This window comes from Proteus sp. G2675, assembly GCF_963886535.1.
Taxonomy (GTDB): Bacteria; Pseudomonadota; Gammaproteobacteria; order Enterobacterales; family Enterobacteriaceae; genus Proteus; species Proteus mirabilis.
Genome location: NZ_CAWPCB010000014.1, coordinates 20,104 through 41,053 on the forward strand (window position 1 = coordinate 20,104; position 20,950 = coordinate 41,053).

Annotated in this window: 19 protein-coding genes; 11 read left to right on the plus strand and 8 right to left on the minus strand. The window is 41.9% G+C overall.

Annotation, left to right across the window (positions count from 1 at the left end):
- Positions 1-4: 4 nt before the first annotated feature.
- The 6 genes from panF to acuI form a co-directional block, all read right to left on the minus strand.
- Entirely contained in the window at positions 5-1,450 is a 1,446-nt protein-coding gene (gene panF, locus AACQ49_RS03585; RefSeq protein WP_049207524.1) for a sodium/pantothenate symporter, read from the minus strand.
- The gene (locus AACQ49_RS03590; protein ID WP_004252713.1) at positions 1,440-1,688 is read right to left on the minus strand and encodes a YhdT family protein; all 249 of its coding nucleotides are present in this window, start codon (positions 1,686-1,688) and stop codon (positions 1,440-1,442) included. Before AACQ49_RS03590 ends, panF begins: the two co-directional genes overlap by 11 nt.
- Before the next feature lie 230 nt (positions 1,689-1,918).
- Positions 1,919-3,268: an acetyl-CoA carboxylase biotin carboxylase subunit gene (accC, locus tag AACQ49_RS03595; RefSeq protein ID WP_004245336.1), complete on the minus strand. Its 1,350-nt coding sequence runs from the start codon at positions 3,266-3,268 to the stop codon at positions 1,919-1,921.
- A gap of 12 nt (positions 3,269-3,280) precedes the next feature.
- Positions 3,281-3,751, minus strand: a complete 471-nt coding sequence (gene accB, locus AACQ49_RS03600) for an acetyl-CoA carboxylase biotin carboxyl carrier protein (protein WP_004245333.1) — start codon at positions 3,749-3,751, stop codon at positions 3,281-3,283.
- Between the two features lie 32 nt (positions 3,752-3,783).
- Positions 3,784-4,227 (minus strand): type II 3-dehydroquinate dehydratase, encoded by a 444-nt coding sequence (gene aroQ / locus AACQ49_RS03605; protein ID WP_004245332.1) that lies wholly within the window; start codon positions 4,225-4,227, stop codon positions 3,784-3,786.
- Between the two features lie 433 nt (positions 4,228-4,660).
- The gene (gene acuI / locus AACQ49_RS03610) at positions 4,661-5,635 is read right to left on the minus strand and encodes an acrylyl-CoA reductase (NADPH) (RefSeq protein ID WP_012368829.1); all 975 of its coding nucleotides are present in this window, start codon (positions 5,633-5,635) and stop codon (positions 4,661-4,663) included.
- A gap of 686 nt (positions 5,636-6,321) precedes the next feature.
- Here acuI and mreB point away from each other — a divergent pair.
- The 10 genes from mreB (at position 6,322) to AACQ49_RS03660 (ending at position 18,140) form a co-directional block, all read left to right on the plus strand.
- Positions 6,322-7,365, plus strand: coding sequence for a rod shape-determining protein MreB (gene mreB, locus AACQ49_RS03615; RefSeq protein WP_004245330.1), 1,044 nt, complete (start codon positions 6,322-6,324; stop codon positions 7,363-7,365).
- 101 nt (positions 7,366-7,466) lie between these two features.
- On the plus strand, positions 7,467-8,513 hold the full coding sequence (gene mreC, locus AACQ49_RS03620) for a rod shape-determining protein MreC (RefSeq protein ID WP_004245329.1): 1,047 nt from the start codon (positions 7,467-7,469) through the stop codon (positions 8,511-8,513).
- A 5-nt stretch (positions 8,514-8,518) separates the two neighbouring features.
- On the plus strand, positions 8,519-9,007 hold the full coding sequence (gene mreD / locus AACQ49_RS03625; RefSeq protein WP_026164602.1) for a rod shape-determining protein MreD: 489 nt from the start codon (positions 8,519-8,521) through the stop codon (positions 9,005-9,007).
- 51 nt (positions 9,008-9,058) lie between these two features.
- Positions 9,059-9,646 carry a Maf family protein gene (locus tag AACQ49_RS03630; RefSeq protein WP_004248907.1) on the plus strand — a complete coding sequence of 196 codons (588 nt, stop codon included), beginning with the start codon at positions 9,059-9,061 and terminating at the stop codon, positions 9,644-9,646.
- A complete protein-coding gene (rng, locus tag AACQ49_RS03635; RefSeq protein WP_004245326.1) occupies positions 9,643-11,112 on the plus strand; it encodes a ribonuclease G in 1,470 nt (489 codons plus the stop codon). Before AACQ49_RS03630 ends, rng begins: the two co-directional genes overlap by 4 nt.
- Positions 11,113-11,156: 44 nt before the next feature.
- Positions 11,157-14,960 (plus strand): AsmA2 domain-containing protein YhdP, encoded by a 3,804-nt coding sequence (gene yhdP, locus AACQ49_RS03640; RefSeq protein ID WP_161778887.1) that lies wholly within the window; start codon positions 11,157-11,159, stop codon positions 14,958-14,960.
- Positions 14,957-15,817, plus strand: a complete 861-nt coding sequence (gene nit1, locus AACQ49_RS03645) for a deaminated glutathione amidase (protein ID WP_004245324.1) — start codon at positions 14,957-14,959, stop codon at positions 15,815-15,817. Before yhdP ends, nit1 begins: the two co-directional genes overlap by 4 nt.
- Positions 15,814-17,259: a metalloprotease TldD gene (tldD, locus tag AACQ49_RS03650; RefSeq protein ID WP_004245322.1), complete on the plus strand. Its 1,446-nt coding sequence runs from the start codon at positions 15,814-15,816 to the stop codon at positions 17,257-17,259. The genes nit1 and tldD overlap by 4 nt, the downstream gene beginning before the upstream one ends.
- 93 nt (positions 17,260-17,352) lie before the next feature.
- Positions 17,353-17,859 (plus strand): ribonuclease, encoded by a 507-nt coding sequence (locus AACQ49_RS03655; protein WP_046335260.1) that lies wholly within the window; start codon positions 17,353-17,355, stop codon positions 17,857-17,859.
- The gene (locus tag AACQ49_RS03660) at positions 17,859-18,140 is read left to right on the plus strand and encodes a barstar family protein (RefSeq protein WP_004245317.1); all 282 of its coding nucleotides are present in this window, start codon (positions 17,859-17,861) and stop codon (positions 18,138-18,140) included. Before AACQ49_RS03655 ends, AACQ49_RS03660 begins: the two co-directional genes overlap by 1 nt.
- A gap of 90 nt (positions 18,141-18,230) precedes the next feature.
- On the opposite strand, the gene yjgA is transcribed toward AACQ49_RS03660, so the two are convergent.
- Positions 18,231-18,791, minus strand: coding sequence for a ribosome biogenesis factor YjgA (gene yjgA / locus AACQ49_RS03665; RefSeq protein ID WP_004248913.1), 561 nt, complete (start codon positions 18,789-18,791; stop codon positions 18,231-18,233).
- 186 nt (positions 18,792-18,977) lie between these two features.
- Here yjgA and pmbA point away from each other — a divergent pair, with 186 nt between their 5' ends.
- Positions 18,978-20,306 (plus strand): metalloprotease PmbA, encoded by a 1,329-nt coding sequence (gene pmbA, locus AACQ49_RS03670; RefSeq protein ID WP_004252702.1) that lies wholly within the window; start codon positions 18,978-18,980, stop codon positions 20,304-20,306.
- Positions 20,307-20,411: 105 nt separating this feature from the next.
- Here pmbA and rnk read toward each other — a convergent pair whose 3' ends face one another.
- Positions 20,412-20,822 carry a nucleoside diphosphate kinase regulator gene (gene rnk / locus AACQ49_RS03675; RefSeq protein WP_004245312.1) on the minus strand — a complete coding sequence of 137 codons (411 nt, stop codon included), beginning with the start codon at positions 20,820-20,822 and terminating at the stop codon, positions 20,412-20,414.
- Positions 20,823-20,950 lie beyond the last annotated feature (128 nt).

Consider the following 20,950-nt stretch of genomic DNA (forward strand, 5'->3'; position numbering starts at 1 on the left):
AAGTTCACTGTAATGGAGCAGATTGAGGCAAGGTTTGTTCTCCAAACCTATTTGCGACAAGAAAGGCCACTAAGCTCAATAACAGCGCAGGAATAATAGGATGAAATCCAGCAATCTGGATATTAAATGTTGCCAGTGTAGCATAGAGTGTGGCACCGGTTATCATGCCCGCAATCGCGCCATAACGGTTTGCTTTGTTCCAGTAAAGGCCAAGTACTAGAGGCCATAAGAAAACCGCTTGTAGTCCACCAAAGGCAAGTAAATTGAGCCAAATTATCATTGATGGCGGGTTCCATGCAGCAAATAGCAATAAGATCCCTAAAATCAAAGTAGATAGGCTAGATAAACGCGCAATGCGTTTTTCATTGTTTATGGCATGAGGCGCGAGATTGAGATAGAGATCTTTGACCAATGTCGCTGATGATTGTAGCAGTTGTGCGTTAATCGTTGACATGATGGCTGCCATCGGTGCCGCTAAAAATATACCGGCAGCAAAAGGCGGTAATACATCAACCATTAAGGTTGGAATAACTTGATCTGGCACGGTGAGATCAGGAATGATTGCCCGACCTAATGCGCCCGCAAAGTGCATACCAAACATTAATAACGCCATCACGACGGTGCCGATGATGATCCCTCTGTGCATGGCTTTGCTGTCTTTATAAGAGATACAGCGCACTGCAGTATGGGGAAGGCCGATAACCCCAAAACAGACCAATACCCAAAATGACGCCATAAAGGGGCCAGTTAAAATGCCGTCAGCACCATGAGGAGAGGTAAGGGCAGGATCGATAGCATTTAGTTTTTGTATTGCAATATCTAAGCCACCCGCCTTGTAGATAATGGCAAAAAGCAAAATAAAGGTGCCCAATAACATCACAAGGCCTTGTAAGGCATCATTTAATACACTAGCTCTAAATCCACCTATCGCTGTATATAATGCGATTGAGATACCAAATATCAGCAAACCAAATTCATAGGGAATACCCGCAGCGGTTTCTAATAAGCGAGCACCACCAATAAATTGTACGGTCATGGCACCGACAAAAGCTACCAGTAGACTTAAGCTGGCAAACCAGACTAAAAAGCGACTTTGGTAGCGAGCATAGAGCATATCATTTAGGGTGACGGCGTTATAACGACGCGCCAAAATAGCAAATTTTTTACCTAGTACCCCGAGGGAGAGCCAAATCGCGGGGAGCTGGATCATCGAAAGAAGTACCCAACCAATGCCGTATTTGTAAGCCGCTCCTGGTCCACCAATAAAAGAGCTAGCACTGACATAGGTTGCCGTGATGGTCATTGCAAGGACAAATCCACCCATAGAGCGGTTACCAAGAAAATACTCGTTAAGAAATTGTCCTTTTTCACGTTTACGATATGCGTATGCGGATAATAGGAAGACCAATAAGAGATAGCCAACCAGTGGCACGATAACCTCAGTTTGCATTGTCATGCTCATCTCCTAACGGCATATCTTTGAAAAAATAGCGTACCATCAGATAACACAGTAAAAAAAATAGCACAGGCAAAAATAGGCATGAAAGCTCAAACCAAACCGGTAGGCCGGTTAGCCCCACACTATTATCGGGTAAATAGGCAGTAAGTAACCAACCCAATAAGTAGATAAAAGTAAGCACTAAGGCCAAGAGGGCTTCTTTGTGGGCCTGAACAAAACGCTTGTCCATCTGTTCTCCCAATCTTTATAGGATTAAAACGAATGGGAAGGATTGTACGGGAAAGTGAGAGGTGATTCAGTGAAAATTGATCATAAACTTATTGGTGGCATTAAATGATGAGGAATTGATTGGCGGTTAAGTGTGCTGCAGGAACTTATTTGGGGTATTTAATAGACTATTTAGTCGAATAAAAAAGGCATAGTCGATAAACTATGCCTTTTACTGATAAGCTAAAAAGATTAATTTTCAGTTAAACCTAGGCGTTTTTCTAGGTAGTGAATATTAGTACCACCTTTTTGGAATTGCTCATCATTCATAATGAATTGGTGTAGCTCAATATTGGTTTTAATGCCGTCAATAATAAGTTCTGCCAACGCATTTTTCATACGAGAAATCGCAATTTCACGTGTTTCACCGTAAGTGATCAATTTACCAATCATTGAATCATAGTGTGGTGGAACGGTGTAACCTGCGTAAATATGTGATTCCCAACGTACACCAAATCCGCCTGGTGAGTGGAAACGAGTGATGGTTCCCGGGCTTGGCAAGAAGGTTTTTGGATCTTCTGCGTTGATACGGCACTCAATAGCATGTCCATGAACGTGAATTTGATCTTGCGTGACCGATAATGGTAAGCCTGATGCAATACGCAGTTGCTCTTTGATAAGGTCAACACCGGTGATCATCTCAGTAACAGGGTGCTCAACCTGAATACGGGTATTCATTTCGATAAAGTAGAATTCGCCATTTTCATAGAGGAATTCAAACGTACCCGCACCGCGGTAGCCAATTTCAATACACGCATTTGCACAGCGTTCACCGATATTTTTACGGATCTCAGGGGTAATACCTGGTGCTGGTGCTTCTTCAACCACTTTTTGGTGGCGACGTTGCATTGAGCAGTCACGTTCAGCTAAATAGATAGCATTACCTTGTCCATCGGCCATCACCTGAATTTCGACGTGGCGTGGATTTTCAAGGTATTTTTCCATATAGACCATATCGTTGCTAAATGCCGCTTTGGCTTCCGCACGGGTCATGGAGATTGCTTGCGCTAAGTCTTTTTCTGAGCGAACAACACGCATACCGCGACCACCGCCACCACCTGATGCTTTGATGATAACAGGGTAACCAATGCGTTTGGCGATTTCGATATTTTTGGCTGTATCGTTACCTAATGGGCCATCTGAGCCTGGTACACAAGGAACACCGGCTTTTTTCATCGCTTCAATAGCGGAAACTTTATCACCCATTAGGCGAATGGTTTCCGCTTTAGGGCCAATAAAAATAAAGCCTGAGCGTTCAACTTGTTCGGCAAAATCGGCATTTTCAGACAGGAAGCCATATCCTGGGTGAATGGCTTGCGCGCCACTTATCTCTGCCGCGGCAATAATTGCCGGAATATTTAAGTAACTTTTTGCTGAAGCAGCGGGACCAATACAGATAGTCTCGTCTGCCAGCAGAACGTGTTTTAAATCACGGTCTGCCGTGGAGTGAACGGCGACTGCTTTGATCCCAAGTTCCTTACAAGCTCTTAGGATACGCAGTGCAATTTCACCACGGTTGGCAATGAGGATTTTTTCTAGCATGGGCCTGCCTCGTTATTCGATGACAAAGAGTGGATCGTCAAACTCAATAGTATCGCCATCTTGGCAAAGGATAGATTTAACAACGCCCGCTTTATCAGATTCGATTTGGTTCATCATTTTCATTGCTTCAACGATACACAGTGTATCGCCAACATTGACTTGCTGACCCACTTCAACAAAGACTTTTGCTTCTGGGCTTGGTGAACGATAGAAGGTACCTACCATTGGTGAGCGAACAACATGGCCGCTAATTTCTTGCGTTGCTGTAGCCGCTGGTGTTTCTGGTGCTACAGGTGCCACAGCAGCTGCTAATGCAGGTTGAGGTGCTGCTGGTGCCGCAAAATATTGCTGAGGAGCCATTTGACCCTGAACGCCAGAGTTGCGACTGATGCGTACTGACTCTTCACCTTCAGAAATTTCCAGTTCAGAAATGCCAGACTCTTCGACTAGCTCGATCAGTTTTTTAATTTTACGAATATCCATGAGTTGATTCCGTACTCTTTTGATGTTTTTTATTAAGACAAGCGGTTGACCGCTGCCTGTAAAGCAAATCGATACCCTTCAGCACCTAATCCACAGATTACGCCAGTTGCGATATCAGAAAGATAAGAGTGGTGACGGAAAGGTTCCCGACTGTAGACATTGGATAGGTGAATTTCAATAAATGGAATATTCACCCCTAATAATGCATCACGCAGTGCAACACTGGTGTGCGTAAATGCTGCAGGGTTGATAAGAATATAATCAACATTTCCCCGCGCCGCATGAATTTTATTTATTAGCTCATGTTCAGCATTTGATTGAAAATGAGTCAGTTTCACATTTAATGCTTGAGCATCCGCTGACAAACTTTGAACAATATCATTCAGAGTTAGGTGTCCGTAAGTTTCCGGCTCTCTAGTGCCAAGCAGGTTTAAGTTCGGACCATTCAGGAGCAAAATATGAAAATTTTCCGACATTATGCTTCTATCTCCGTCAATTCGTCAACGAAATGACAAAATAACCTGTGCTTTTCGTTTTGTCATCTTTTATTGTATCGAATGTTACGATACAAATCACAAAGTCCGACATTATAGACATTTCACAGAAGATAACAGCAAAATACTGGTCTAATCAGGGAAAGATGGGATTATTTTGATGAAAAGTTAAAAGTTTTTACAAGATTGTAAAACCAAGAAAGTAAAATAAACAGAAGTTTAAAAAATAATCATAACATGACGTTATTTATTGATGTGACAGGAAATCTACGCTTCTTTGAGCTAGATCGATAATATATGTTATAAATGTGATCTAGATCACATTACTAACCAGGCTTAATATTAAAAACGCAATAATCTGGCATTAAATTAATCTGTTTAATGCCAGAAATTAGCTCAAAATCATGATAAATAATTACAACTTAACTAAGGTTCTACCTGTTACTTGATTATCCATTATCATCTGAGCATAGCGTGGCACCTCATCGAGTGTAATTTCGGTTACTGTTTGCTGATAAAATGTATCAGGCAATAGCTGCAGTAAACGTTGCCATACTTGAGCGCGTTTTTCTGCTGGATAATAGACGGAATCGATACCTTGCAGACGAACATTGCGTAAAATAAATGGCATGACTGTAGTAGGTAACGTATATCCTCCTGCTAATCCACAGGCGGCAACGGTGCCATTGTAATGTGTTTGTGACAAGATATTGGCAAGGATTTGTCCACCTACGGTATCAATAGCGCCTGCCCAACGCTGTTTATCTAACGCTTTACCTGCAGCCTCAAATGCTTCACGGGTGATAATATGCTCGGCCCCCAGTTTACGTAAATAATCGTGATTGCTGGCTCTGCCACTGAGAGCGGTAACCTGATAGCCAAGTGCGGTTAATAAACTAATTGCGGTGCTACCGACACCACCGCTGGCACCTGTAACCAAAATCTCACCACTATCGGGTGTTATGCCACCTTGTTCTAACGCCATCACACAAAGCATGGCAGTAAAACCAGCTGTACCAATGATCATGGCATTTTTTAACGACAGTCCTTCGGGCAGCGCCGTTAACCAATCACCTTTAACGCCCGCTTTTTGTGCTAAACCGCCCCAGTGGTTTTCACCTACACCCCAACCGGTTAGTAACACATGTTGTCCAATATGAAAACGGGGATCTTCTGTATGGTGAACCACCCCTGAAAAATCGATACCGGGGACCATCGGAAATTGGCGTAGAATTTTTCCTTTACCTGTTATGGCTAAGCCATCTTTGTAGTTTAGTGTCGAGTAGTGGACATCAACAATGACCTCATGAATAGGAAGTTGTGATTCATCGATATGTTGGACGCCGGCGCTAAGTTTATCGCTGTGTTGTTCGACTAATAATGCTTTCATGATGACCTCTTATTGCTATCCGTTTCTGTCATGATAGGTGATTTTTTAGCAAGCGTTGTGATTGTGCACAATATCTCGTGTAATAATGAGACAAATTAACGCTTTTTAGTGTATAAACGATGGGTTCTATGTTCATTTAAGCAGAGATTATTCTGAGTTTTACATTTTTGTTGTGAGTTGATACTTAAAATATTTTACGATTGGGCCAAAAATAACATTTATCTTCGTTTATTGAAATTAAGCTAATAGGTTGTTTTGGCCACCATCAAGATGAGTATGATGATCGCTATCTTCATCAAATGATGGGGTAAATGTTATCGAAAATAGATATTGCTGATGTGAATAATTAAATGAATAAATTTTATTTGAACTTGAACCCTTACTTTTGTGTCACAGTGTGGCAACCAAGTAAGATTTTTCTTTGTCGATATCTACGTGATTTGTATTGTGATTAAGTCAAATAAATCTTACGTAGGATCGAATTTATGCGTTAATCGTTTTAATTAGCCCATTTTTATGCAGTTTTTTTCTGCTCCAATTGGGAAAAGTAACGTAGAATATTGTGCCTTTATGATTATTCACGTGTCCACTTTTAACTAAGTAGCGGATCGCGCCTTGTCGCTGCTTATTGTGGTTGGTAGAGTAGACGGATTTTTCCGTCCCGGCTTGCAGGATTATCCTTTCGTATGTTTAAAAAATTTCGTGGCATGTTTTCCAACGATCTGTCTATTGACTTGGGTACCGCCAATACCCTGATTTATGTCAAAGGACAAGGTATTGTTCTCGATGAACCTTCTGTAGTTGCGATCCGCCAAGATCGCGCAGGTACATCAAAAAGTGTTGCAGCCGTCGGGCATGAAGCCAAACAGATGCTAGGGCGTACACCTGGGAATATCGCAGCTATTCGTCCAATGAAAGACGGTGTTATCGCTGATTTTTATGTAACCGAAAAAATGCTTCAACACTTCATAAAACAGGTTCATAACAACAGCTTTATGCGTCCAAGCCCTCGTGTATTAGTGTGTGTACCTGTTGGTGCGACACAAGTTGAGCGTAGGGCTATCCGCGAGTCGGCACTTAGTGCGGGTGCTCGCGAAGTCTTTTTAATTGAAGAACCTATGTCTGCTGCAATTGGTGCAGGTTTACCGGTATCTGAAGCGACGGGTTCAATGGTCGTTGATATTGGTGGTGGGACTACAGAAGTTGCGGTTATCTCATTAAATGGTGTGGTTTATTCCTCTTCTGTACGTATTGGGGGAGACCGTTTTGATGAAGCTATCATTAATTATGTACGTCGTAACTACGGTTCATTGATCGGTGAAGCAACCGCTGAGCGTATTAAGCATGATATTGGCTCTGCTTATCCTTCAGACGAATTAAATGAGATTGAAGTACGTGGACGTAATTTAGCGGAAGGGGTACCACGTAGCTTTACTTTAAATTCCAATGAGATCCTTGAAGCCTTACAAGAGCCATTAACAGGTATTGTAAGTGCTGTGATGGTTGCCTTAGAACAGTGTCCGCCAGAGCTTGCTTCTGATATTTCAGAACGAGGTATGGTCTTAACGGGTGGTGGGGCACTGTTACGTAACCTAGACCGTTTATTAATGGAAGAAACAGGTATTCCTGTTATTGTGGCTGAAGATCCGCTTACCTGTGTGGCTCGTGGTGGTGGTAAAGCATTAGAAATGATCGATATGCACGGTGGCGATCTATTTAGCGAAGATTAATATTATTGTGCGTGTAAGGGAGAAAGGATTCCCCCTTAATCACAATATAACAATATTAACACCTGTTCTTTTACTTCTCCGTGTGAGTGATCTTAGAGTTTATGAAGCCTATTTTTAGTCGGGGGCCTTCCCTGCAACTAAGATTAATAATCGCTGTGATTATCGCGATATCGTTGTTAATTGCTGATAATCGCATAGGTGCTTTTTCAAAAGTCCGTCAGTATTTGGATACTGCTGTGAGTCCTTTCTATTTTCTTGCAAATGGGCCTCGTCGTTTCCTTGATCAACTCTCTGAAACCTTTGCAACTCGCGAACGTTTACAATTTGAAAATCAAGCGCTAAGAAAAGAGCTTCTTGTTCGCAGTGGTGAAAGTCAGCTACTGGAACAATTTAAACAAGAAAATGCCCGCTTACGAGAATTACTTGGTTCACCTTTACGTCAAAATGAACAAATGACGGTAACACAAGTGTTGTCTGGTAATAGTACGCCTTATCGAGATCAAGTGGTGATAGACAAAGGCACTAATGATGGGGTGTATGAAGGTCAGCCTGTTATTAGTGATAAAGGCGTTGTTGGACAAGTTATTGCCGTAAGTGAGTTAACCAGCCGAGTACTGTTAATTTGTGATACCTCTCATGCATTACCGGTACAAGTATTACGTAATGATATTCGCGTTATTGCCTCAGGGGCTGGGTGTGCGGATGATCTACTGTTAGAGGCACTACCTGCGAATATCGATATTCGTGTAGGGGATGTGTTAGTCACCTCAGGATTAGGGGGACGCTTTCCTGAAGGTTATCCTGTTGGGGTTGTTTCTTCGGTAAAAGTCGATAATCAACGTGCTTATTCGGTGATTAATGTGCGACCTTCTGCTGAATTACAACGTTTACGTTATCTGTTGCTATTATGGAACGCCTCAGAGAAGAAACAAGCGCCACCGTTACCTTCAGAGGTTTACCGTGCTGCCAATGAACGTTTGATGCAATTAATGCCACAGGTACTGCCTAACTATGAACAAGCGGGGCCACCATTGCCTCGTTCTATGTCACAAGAGCCAACGGAAAATAGCGCCACCCCAAGTGATATAGCACCAGTACCACCAACGGAAAACAATAAACCTCAACCTAATACGAATCGAGGTAGATAGTGACAATCAATCCTTATCGTAGCCGTGGGCGTTGGATTATTTGGCTCTCGTTTCTAATAGCTTTGGTGTTACAAATTATGCCTTGGCCTGAGCAACTAGAAGTTTATCGCCCTATTTGGCCAGTGTTGTTTCTGATTTATTGGATAACGTCATTACCTCATCGTATTAGCGTTGGAACAGCATTTGTTCTTGGGATGAGCATGGATTTAGTGCAAGGGACAACATTAGGCGTAAATGCGTTGGCTTATACCCTAGTAAGTTATGTTATCGCCTTTAAATATCAATTATTTTGTAACTTAGCGTTATGGCAACAGGCATTAGTGGTAATGTTAGCGATTGGTGTGGTTGATCTTACTGTATTTTGGGCAGAATTTTTGCTTTCTCCCGTGACTTTTCACCCACAAGTATTCTGGAATAGTCCAGTCAGTGGTATTCTTTGGCCATGGCTTTATTTTTTGCTTCGCAAAGTCCGTCACCAGTTTTCAGTTCATTAACCTCTCTGGATCATGACGGTATTTTTGTGTCACCGTCATGAGGATATTATTGTGATCACTCTTTACCTTGCATCGAGTTCCCCCAGAAGGCGAGAGCTTCTGTCACTGTTGGATGTTCAATTTAGCACCATTACACCGGCAATTGATGAAATTTGGCAACAAGGTGAAGCACCAGAAGATTATGTTATCCGTTTGGCGAGAGAGAAATCTCAAGAGGGGGTACGTCAAGCGACAAATGACTATCCGGTATTAGGCTCTGATACTATCGTAGTTCAAGCAGGTCGTATTCTGGAAAAACCTCGAGATAAAGCACATGCAGCACAAATGCTAAGTAATCTTTCAGGTGCAACCCACCAAGTGATGACGGCGATTGCTATTTCAGATAAAACCCGAACAATAAGCCAATTAGTTGTCACGGATGTGACTTTTAGAAAGATGACAGAAAGTGAAATTAGTGCGTATATTGAAACGGGAGAGCCAATGGATAAAGCTGGCGCTTACGGTATTCAGGGAAAAGGAGGCCGTTTTGTACAACGGATTGAGGGTAGCTATCATGCTGTTGTCGGCTTACCGCTTGTTGAAACCGAAGCATTGATAGCTCAATTTTTGTCTCTAGCGAATGATAAGGAGATTTCATGACAGCAGAGCTATTAGTGAATGTGACTCCCTCTGAAACCCGAGTGGCCTATATCAGCGGGGGCATACTACAAGAGATCCACGTTGAAAGAGAAGCCAAACGAGGTCTTGTCGGAAACATCTACAAAGGTCGGGTAAGTCGTGTATTACCTGGGATGCAAGCTGCATTTATTGACATTGGGCTTGAGAAAGCCGCTTTTTTACATGCTTCTGATATTATGCCTCACACGGAATGTATCGCGGGTGAAGAGCAGAAAAAATTTAATGTTCGTGATATTGCGCAACTTGTACATCAAGGTCAGGACTTGATTGTACAAGTAGTGAAAGATCCTCTAGGTACAAAAGGGGCACGTCTTACAACAGATATCACATTACCATCACGTTACTTGGTGTTTATGCCGGGGGCTTCTCATGTGGGTGTTTCACAACGTATTGAAAGTGAAGAAGAACGTGAGCGCTTAAAACGCTTGGTAGAAGAGTATTGTGATGAAAATGGTGGGTTTATTATTCGCACTGCCGCTGAAGGTGTCGGCGAACATGAAATAAAACAAGATGCTGCTTTTTTAAAGCGCCTATGGAATAAAATCATTGAGCGTAAAAAAAGAAATAAAACGCGCATTCAAATTTATGGTGAGCTTGCTTTAGCACAACGTATTTTACGTGATTTTGCAGGGGCTGAATTAGATAGCATTCGGGTTGACTCTAAATTAACTTATCATCAATTACAGGAGTTTATTGGTGAATATATTCCTGAATTAACCGCTAAACTTGAATTACACCAAGGTAATCAACCTATTTTCGATCTTTACGGGGTTGAAAGTGAAATTCAGCGCGCGTTAGAGCGAAAGGTCGAGTTAAAATCAGGAGGCTATCTGATTATCGACCAAACCGAAGCAATGACAACGATTGATATCAATACGGGCGCTTTTGTTGGTCATCGTAATTTAGAAGAGACGATTTTTAATACCAATGTTGAGGCGAGTCAGGCGATAGCGCGGCAACTGAGATTACGTAATTTAGGCGGCATTATCATTATTGATTTTATTGATATGAGTAATGAAGATCATCGCCGTAGAGTATTAGCTTCCTTAGAACAAGCATTGAGCAAAGATCGCGTGAAAACGACCATCAATGGTTTTTCACAATTAGGTTTGGTTGAGATGACACGTAAACGAACCCGTGAAAGTCTCGAGCATGTACTTTGTGATGACTGTCCTACTTGCCAAGGCCGTGGTACAGTAAAATCAGTTGAAACGGTATGTTATGAAATATTACGAGAAATTGTTCGTGTTCATAAAACCATAGACGCAGATCGCTTTTTGGTTTATGCCGCCCCCGCTGTTGTGGAAGCACTAAAAGGTGATGAATCACATGCTTTAGCCGAAGTGGAAATTTTTGTTGGGAAGCAAGTCAAAGTGCAAACTGAGTTACTCTATAGTCAGGAGCAGTTTGATGTGGTGATGATGTAATGGATTCGCCTTGCTAATAAATATGATGGCAGAAAGGAGACTAAATGAAGCGGCTGTCTAAATCTTTATTATTGATAACCCTTTTTTGCCTGATTATTTTCGCCGTAGTATTAAGTGGATTTCGTTATTTTCTGCCTCGTTTAGATAATTATCGCCCTGAAATTGAAACCTATTTATCTAAACAGTTCAATAGCCCAGTCACCATGACACAGGTGAAAGGAGAATGGCAAAACTTTGGCCCTGATATCCAAATTACTGGGCTGTATATTGATAATAACAGTGTTGAAGTGAGTGCTGAACAGATCACTTTCTCTTTTGATATTTGGCGTTCACTGCTTCATTTTCAACTCTATTTTCGTGAATTAACCTTTGAACAGTTAGCTGTAAATTATAAAAAACCTATTTTTACTGGGCAAAATGGTGATATTACCTTCACTGAACCCGATGATATCTCTTCCATTTTCTTACAACAATTTGACCGATTTAAATTGGTTGATAGCCGTTTCGTGTTTTTATCACCTTCTGGTGATACTAGCACGCTCCATATTCCCGAATTAATGTGGCTAAATCAGAAAAACCGCCATCGTGCGCAAGGGGAAGTTACTTTAGATACCCCAATAAATCACTATGGTGGACTAAAAGTACGTCTTGATCTCTATACGAAAAAGCAGGGGGCACTCGATAAAGGACAGGTGTTTGTCACCGCTGATGAGGTTGATATTTCCCCTTGGTTAAGCCAATGGGTTAAAAGTAACAGTGGCCTTGGTGAAGCGAAAGCCAGCCTATCTAATTGGATAGAGATCAGCAATGGGCGGATCACGGGTAGCCAGTTACAAATCCATCAAGGTGAAATGGATTGGCGTAATGAAGGGCGCACACATGTATTAAAGGTAGAAGATTTAATTCTACGTATGAGACGCCAAGAAAATGGCTGGCTTGCTGATATCCCTTATACCCGAAAAATAACGATGGATGGCGATGAATGGCCAGATGGTTATTTAGCGGTACTTTATCAACCTAAAGAAAAACAACAAGATGAAGCTTGGCGTATCCGTGCTAAAAATATTGAATTAGAACGGTTATCTGCGTTATTGCCTTTGTTCTCCTTTTTAACGCCTGATGTCGTGCGCCAATGGCAGTATCGTCAATTTTCTGGCATGGTCGACTCATTTGCTCTTGATTTAGCCCCCGATGATTTTAAACGTAGTGCCATTGATATCAGTTGGCAAAATGTTGCTTGGAAACGCTGGCAAGAAATCCCTTCTGTGGCACATTTTAATGGTCATTTAAAGGGCACATTACAGCAAGGAGCGCTTAATTTTGCGCTTAATAACAGTGAAATTGATACTGCTGGGCTTTTTAAAGCGCCACTTAATATAGAAAAAGGCACTGGTACGGTTTACTGGCAGCATCAGGGAGATTCTCTGTCGTTATGGAGTCAAGGGATTGATATAAAAGCCACCTTCGCTTGGGTTGCCGGTGATTTTCGTTATCAAAAACAAGGAGAGCATCAACAACTGTCTATTCTTTCGGGAGTGAATGTGACCGATGCCGGTGAGACATGGCGCTATTTACCTGAAAAATATGTCGGTAAAGATTTAACACAATATCTCTCTGACGCGATTATTGCTGGAAACGTTAAAAACGGTACGTTTATTTTTCATGGTGATCCGCGGGATTTCCCTTTTGAACAACATAATGGTTGGTTTCAAGTCTATGCCCCAGTAAAACAGGCGACCTTCAAATATGATAGTGAATGGCCGGCACTGTTTGATCTTAATGTTAATCTTAATTTTAAGAATAACGGCTTATGGATGTCCTCTGATAATGTTCAGGTTGGTAAAGCCACCGCTAAAAACTTGACGGCGATTATTGAGGACTATAACAAAGAAAAAATTGTTATTGATGCAGATATTGAAGCCACGGGTGATGATTTAAAAGAGTATTTTCTAGCTTCGCAAATGGCAACGATTGGTCATACACTTGAAATACTAAAAGTGGCTGGAAAAATTAACGGGAGTTTGCATCTCGACATTCCTTTTGATGGCGAGCAGGTGGTCGCTTCTGGTCAGGTAAACTTAAACAATAATGATGTCACATTAGCCTTTATGGATACCACCCTAGAAGGTGTTACGGGACAATTTCGTTACCATAATGATAAATTAGAGAGCGATACTTTAACCGCGAATTGGTTTGGTCAACCTCTGACATTTTCTTTTGCTGGTGGTGATCAACGGGATGCTTATCAAGTTGGTGTTGATCTAAAAGGACAATGGGATATCGCGAAAATTAAGGGATTACCTAATGATATACAACATAAATTAAGCGGTTTTTTACCTTGGCATGGCGTGGTGAGTGTTAATATTCCAGAAACAGCGGATGTTAATTATCAAGTGGATCTGACCGGACAAGTGAATGCGCTACAAAGTCAGTTAGCTGCGCCAAGTACCAATGATTTTAAAAACGCTTCCCCCATTGTGATTTCAGCAAAAGGGAATAGTGAAAAACTTAACGTTAGTGCCGATGCACAAGATCAGTGGTCATTAAATAGTGAATGGGCGTTAGGTGAACCATTACGTCTATTACAAGGTAATTTAGTCTCTTCCTCGCTCACACTACCTCAATTAAATGATCAATCACGATTGACTATTGCTTTGCAGGGATTGCAAGGCGATAAATGGCTACCTACTTTAATGGCTTTTTCATCATTAGCCCCTTCTGAAAACGCGATACGTTTCCCTACCAATATTCATATTAGTCTGCCTGAACTTAATTTTGCTGGTCAGCAATGGATTGCGCCACAAACAGAAATTATGCGTGCTGATGATGGTGTAAAATTATCCTTCTCAGGGAGTGAGTTACGAGGTGACTTATTTGTACCCAATACGGCACAACCTTGGCAGGTGAATATTACCTATCTCTATTTTAATGGCGCTAGCCCAACAGAAGAAAATAAATCCTTAAAAATGGCAAATGTGCCTGATGCCAAAAAAGCAGTTCAATTTTCACTTAAAGATATTCCTGCTATCAATTTCGCCTGCCAAGAGTGTTGGGTGAATGGATTATTACTAGGGAATATTGAAGGTGCAATACAGCCTCGTGACGGAGCATTATTGTTAACTGTAGGTAAGCTTAAAAATAGCAGTGGCGAGCTATCTGTGAGTGGTGTGTGGTCAGAAGATAGTTTAGGCAACAGTATCACTAAGCTAGCAGGTAAACTAATGGCACCGGAAGTCGATGAAATGGCGGCTTACTTTGGTTATATCATTCCGATTGTTCAGTCACCACTTACGGCAGATTTCTCACTGCAGTGGCACAATACCCCTTGGAATTTTGATCTAAAAACACTCAATGGTGAAGTGAATGCTTCTCTTGGAAAAGGGCGTATTGAAAAGGTGGATGTTGGGCAAGCGGGAAAATTATTACGTCTAGTCAGTTTTGATGCTCTGCTACGTAAGTTGCAATTCGACTTTAGAGATACTTTTAGTGATAATTTTGAGTATGATTCCATTAAAGGTGATCTGACGGTTAAACAAGGTGTTTTAAACGCGAAAAGTGTTGCTGTAGATGGTGTTATTGCCGATATTGCTATAAAAGGTCAAGTGGATCTGTTGGCGCGTAAAATGGACTTACAAGTAGTGGTAACTCCTGAAATATCAGCTACAGTAGGCGTTGCTACCGCATTTGCTATTAACCCCATCGCTGGTGCTGCTGTATTTGCAGCTTCAAAAGTACTGGGGCCACTTTGGAGTAAGATTTCAGTTATACGTTATCATGTTACCGGAACGGTAGAACAACCCAAGATTGACGAAGTACTGCGTCAACTTAAGGAGGATCAGGCGTTATGAAAAAAGTTAATGTCGCACTTTTGCAGCTTTGTAGCGGAAAAAATATAAAAAATAATCTGGCGCAAATAGAGCAACAGATTAAGCAACTCCCCGATTCAGTCAAGCTTGTATTAACGCCTGAAAATGCATTACTTTTCTCCAGCGCAAAAGATTATCATAAACATGCTGAAATTCAGGGGAAAGGGCCATTACAAGATGCGATTGCTAATATGGCGCAGCGCTATAAGGTGTGGATCTTAGTGGGTTCAATGCCATTGATTAGCCGAGATTCTCCTGAGCAGATCACCAGTAGTAGTTTAGTTTTTGATGATGAAGGGGTGATCCGCGCTCGTTATGACAAAATTCATATGTTTGATGTGAACATTGATGATGAACAAGGCGAATATAATGAATCAGCCATTTATCAACGTGGTGAACGCTTGACTGTAGTGGATACACCTGTGGGGAAATTAGGTTTAACGATTTGTTATGATTTACGTTTTCCCGGTCTTTTCCAAGCATTAAGAGAAAAAGGTGCTGAAATTATTTCTGTACCGGCAGCCTTTACTCGTTTAACGGGTAAAGCGCACTGGGAGCCATTGTTACGCGCGCGGGCTATTGAAAATCAGTGTATTATTTTGGCACCGGCTCAAGTCGGTACCCATGATGCTCGTCGCACATGGGGTCATACAATGGCTGTGGATGGTTGGGGGAAAGTATTGAAAAAGAACCCTGATGCGGTCAGTGCCCTAACGCTCAATATTCGAGTCGATAGTTTAGAAGGTATGCGTGAACAGATACGGGTTGTGAAACATAATCGCTTTCGCCCGAAACTGACACACTTAATAAAAAAAGTTAAGGATAAAAAAGAATTATGAGTTTAGCTGTTGTCAGCGAAAGTCTGTTGGAAGCGAACAACCTGAGTTTAGATGATTTAGCATCGACACTAGAGCAGCTTGCACAGCGTCAAATTGATTATGGTGATCTTTATTTTCAATCAAGCTACCACGAAGCATGGATATTAGATGATCAGATAATTAAAGATGGCTCTTACAATATTGACCAAGGGGTTGGCGTTAGAGCGATTTATGGTGAAAAAACAGGTTTTGCTTATGCAGACCAATTAACACTCAACGCACTTAACCAAAGTGCTCATGCTGCGCGTAGTATTGTGCAAGCACAAGGCAATGGGCAGATCCATACACTGGGTGCTATTCAACATACTCCGTTATACAACCTAAATGATCCATTACAAAGTTTGTCTCGTGAAGAAAAAATAGCACTATTACATGACGTTGATCGTGTGGCACGGGCTGAAGATAAACGTGTTAAACAAGTCAATGCCTCATTAACGGGAGTGTATGAGCATGTGTTAGTTGCTGCAACGGATGGTACTTTAGCGGCGGATGTGCGTCCTCTTGTACGTCTTTCAGTAAGCGTACTGGTCGAAGATGACGGTAAACGTGAACGTGGTTCGAGTGGTGGCGGTGGTCGTTTTGGTTATGATTATTTTCTGACTAAAGAAAATGGCGAAACCCATGCAGCGACTTATGCCCGTGAAGCGGTACGCATGGCATTAGTTAATTTATCGGCTATTGCTGCACCGGCAGGTACAATGCCTGTGGTTTTAGGCGCCGGATGGCCCGGTGTTTTATTACATGAAGCTGTTGGACATGGTTTAGAAGGTGATTTTAATCGTCGTCAAACATCGGTATTCTCTGGGCGTATTGGCGATAAGGTAACTTCTGAGTTATGTACTATCGTGGATGATGGTTCAATTGAAGGCCGACGAGGCTCCGTGGCGATTGATGATGAAGGCGTACCAGGTCAATACAACGTATTAATCGAAAATGGCATCTTAAAAGGCTATATGCAAGATAAGATGAATGCGCGTTTAATGGGGGTAAAACCGACGGGCAATGGGCGTCGTGAATCCTATGCACATTTGCCAATGCCACGTATGACCAACACCTATATGCTTGCGGGTAAATCTTCTCCTGAAGAGATCATCGCCAGTGTCGATCGCGGTATTTATGCGCCAAACTTTGGTGGTGGGCAAGTTGATATTACCTCCGGTAAGTTTGTTTTCTCAACTTCAGAAGCCTATTTAATTGAAAAGGGTAAAATTACTAAACCAATTAAAGGCGCAACCTTGATAGGTTCAGGTATTGAAGCGATGCAACAAGTTTCTATGGTGGGTAATGATCTCGCATTAGATAAAGGTGTCGGGGTGTGTGGCAAAGAGGGGCAAAGCTTACCAGTAGGGGTTGGGCAACCGACACTGAAATTGGATAAGTTAACCGTTGGTGGTACTGCTTAACAGTTGTTATTGTTATCTATTTATACAAATTACCCCAATAAAACTCCATCGCTATGATGGAGTTTCTATTTAAGTGAGTAAATGGAGCTATTTATGGGCAAACGTCTATTCCCTGTTCTTATTGTTGTGGCTGTTTTATTTTTTGTTCTGTATAAAGGATTAGTACCTGAAACGCAGATACCAGCAACAGCGCCTCCTACATCGACAACATCTACATCGTCAAAGAGTTCAATCAGTCAGCCTGAGCCTCAACGTCCTTTAGCAATTGATGAAAAGACCCAAGCCAATAAAGTGGCTGATTATTTGCAACAACACGCCCGCTTACCTGATTTTTATATCAGCAAAAAAGAGGCTCGTGCTAAAGGTTGGAATGCGAAAGCGGGCAATTTATGTGAAGTTTTACCAGGACGGGCGATTGGTGGTGATCGCTTTATGAACCGTGAAAAACAGTTACCTGAAGAAGCGGGGCGCCAATGGTTTGAAGCAGATGTCAATTATCAATGTGGACATCGTGGTAGCGATCGCCTGCTATATTCTAATGACGGATTAATTTATTTAACCACCGATCATTACCGTACCATGCAAAGAGTTGCACCTTAATGAAACAGATTATTTTTGATTTCAGCACATTGGCGGATCGAGATGCTTTTTATCATCAGTTTGCTCAGCAATTTCAATTGGATGAAGCATTTGGTAATAATCTTGATGCGTTATGGGATGTATTAACAGGAGAAATTGAATTGCCTGTTAATATTGTTTTCAGACATGCACCGCATCATTCCCGCACCTTCCAGCCCATTATTGAGATAATGCAAGAAGCGCAAGAGACGCTGGGTAAAGAGCTATTTCGCTTTCATTGTGAACATAAAAAAGCTAAGTAGAGCTAGCTGAAAGCCCATAAGTATTACAAGGTATCCTGAAAACCGCAGTGGTATCATGATTTAGCACTGCGTTTTCAGGAGCATCAGTCGTTAAGCTGACTCTGAGAGATCTTTTAGATATTGAAACAATAAGCGGAATGATTTTGGCGGTTTATTGGCTTCTTTCTCTTTTTTAGCATTACGAATAAGTGTGCGTAATTGCTGGCGATCGGCCATAGGATAAAGCGCTACCACTTCCTCAATCACTTCATTACCACCGTCAATCAGACGTGTACGCAGATCTTCTAGTTTATGTAACACTAAAATTTGCTGATTATGGCGATTTTTTAGTTTATCTAGTGCTTGGCGGATCGGCTCTTCATCAACATTACGGAGTAACTTACCGATATATTGAATTTGGCGACGACGCGCTTCGCGTTGTACCTTTTGCGCCAATTTAATTGAAGCGAGTAGTTTTTCATCAAGAGGAACACGTTCAAGCTCTTGAGCACTTAACTCAACAAGTTCGGTGCCTAATTTCTTTAACGCTTCAGCATCACGTTTAATTTCACTTTTGCTGACCCAAATGATCTCTTCCTCTTCTTCCTCTTCTAACGGTGTATTGTCAAATTCAGGATTGAGGTAGTGCCACTCTTCTGGCTGCTTTGCCATAATAAAAATTCCTGTTGCAGAGTAAGCCGGGAGTGTGATTTGGTGAATGACCAAAAGCCCGACGGGTGATAACATTCATATATCTTCTATTGTAACTGGGAAAATCGCTTGTTGACCACCTGTCAATTGATTTACTTTAGCAAAAATAAGTAAAAAGTGATGTTCTCCTTAGGAAAATGGTTCTCAATGAATAATACAGATCAGGTAAAACAGCTGGAAGAGGCAGTTTCTCTTGCACTGGAGATCGCCTCAAAACAGTGTGACGGTGCAGAAGTTGCAATTAATAAATCAACAGGCATAAGCGTTAGTACACGCTATGGTGAAGTAGAAAATGTTGAATTTAATAGCGATGGTGCATTAGGGATCACCGTTTATCAGCAACAACGTAAAGGGAGTGCATCTTCTACAGATTTAAGTCCTGATGCGATTAAACGTGCAGTACAAGCGGCAGTAGATATTGCGCGCTACACTTCTGTTGATCCTTATGCAGGGCCTGCTGATAAAGCCCTGTTAGCCTTCGATGCCCCTTTTCTTGATCTCTACCACCCAACAGACATAACAGCAGATAAAGCGATTGAGCTAGCGTCTCGTGCGGAGCAAGCTGCATTAGACAGTGATAGCCGTATCGTCAATACCGAAGGGGGAAGCTTTAATAGTCATAGTGGAACTCGTGTCTTTGGTAACAGCCTTGGTTTATTAAAAAGCTACTCTTCATCTCGTTATTCAATGTCGAGTTGCGTTATCGCTCGTGAGGGTGAGGATATGGAGCGCGATTATGCCTATACCATTAGTCGCCGTTTTGAGGCGTTACAATCTCCTGAATGGGTAGGACAAGAGTGTGCACGCCGTACCTTATCTCGTCTAGCTCCCCGTAAATTATCCACCATGAAAGCGCCTGTTCTCTTCTCAGCGGAAGTAGCAACGGGGATCTTCGGTCATTTAGTGGCAGCCATCAGTGGTAGCATGATCTACCGTGAGTCATCTTGTTTGTTAGATAGCTTAGGAAAACAGATTTTCCCTCAATGGTTAAATATTCAAGAGCGTCCACATATTGTGGGGGGATTAGCATCAACGCCTTTTGATAGTGAAGGGGTACGCACATCAGATGCAGATATTATTAAAGATGGGGTACTGCAAGAGTGGCTCCTTACTAGCTATTCCGCAAGAAAATTAGGGTTAAAAAGCAATGGACATGCGGGGGGCATTCATAACTGGCGTATCCCAGGGCAAGGTCTCTCCTTTGATGAGTTGTTAAAAGAGATGGGCACAGGGCTTGTGGTCACTGAGTTAATGGGACAAGGGGTTAGCACGGTGACAGGGGATTATTCCCGTGGTGCGAGCGGTTTCTGGGTCGAAAATGGTGAAATTCAGTATCCAGTGAGTGAAGTGACTATTGCCGGTAACTTGAAAGAGATGTGGGCGAATATTGCCACAATAGGTGATGATATTGAAACACGCAGTAATATTCAGTGTGGATCACTACTATTACCAGAAATGAGTATCGCAGGTCAGTAGCACCTTACCTTTAATCTCAGCCCATAAGTGGGCTGAGATATCGCGCTTACTTGTATTTTATTGCGTTAATAAGATAAAAAATAACACGCGAACCTTCAGCATTGCTTAACGGTGTAATTCACCAGCAGCTTCAGGTTGGTAGAGAATTTCTAATACTTTGACCTTAGTTTCAAGGCCATTAGGAAGCTGCCAACTGATCTCATCATTGATAGCTAAACCTAATAGTGCCGCACCCATTGGCGCCATGACTGATAATTCAGTCGCACTATCTTTTAATGAAGCAGGGTAAACTAAAGTACGAATACGCTCTTCATTATTTTTTAAGTCCATAAAGCGGACTTTGCTGTTCATGGTGACGATGTTAGCAGGGATATCAGCTGGTGTAACAATGTCAGCACGATCTAACTCTTCATTTAAAGCTTCTGCAATTGGGCTGTCTGCAAAGGCAGGTTGCTCTAGTAATGAATCTAAACGTTCTGCATCAAGTTCATTGATGATAATTGTTGGCTTTGTCATACCACACTCCAATTTGTTCCAATGCAAAACAACACCCCCACGGATTAGGTGGGGGTGTTGTTAAACTCTATGTAAGATAATAGGCGGTTCTGTAGCAAAAAGAAAGAGGCAGTGATCACAGTCTCTTT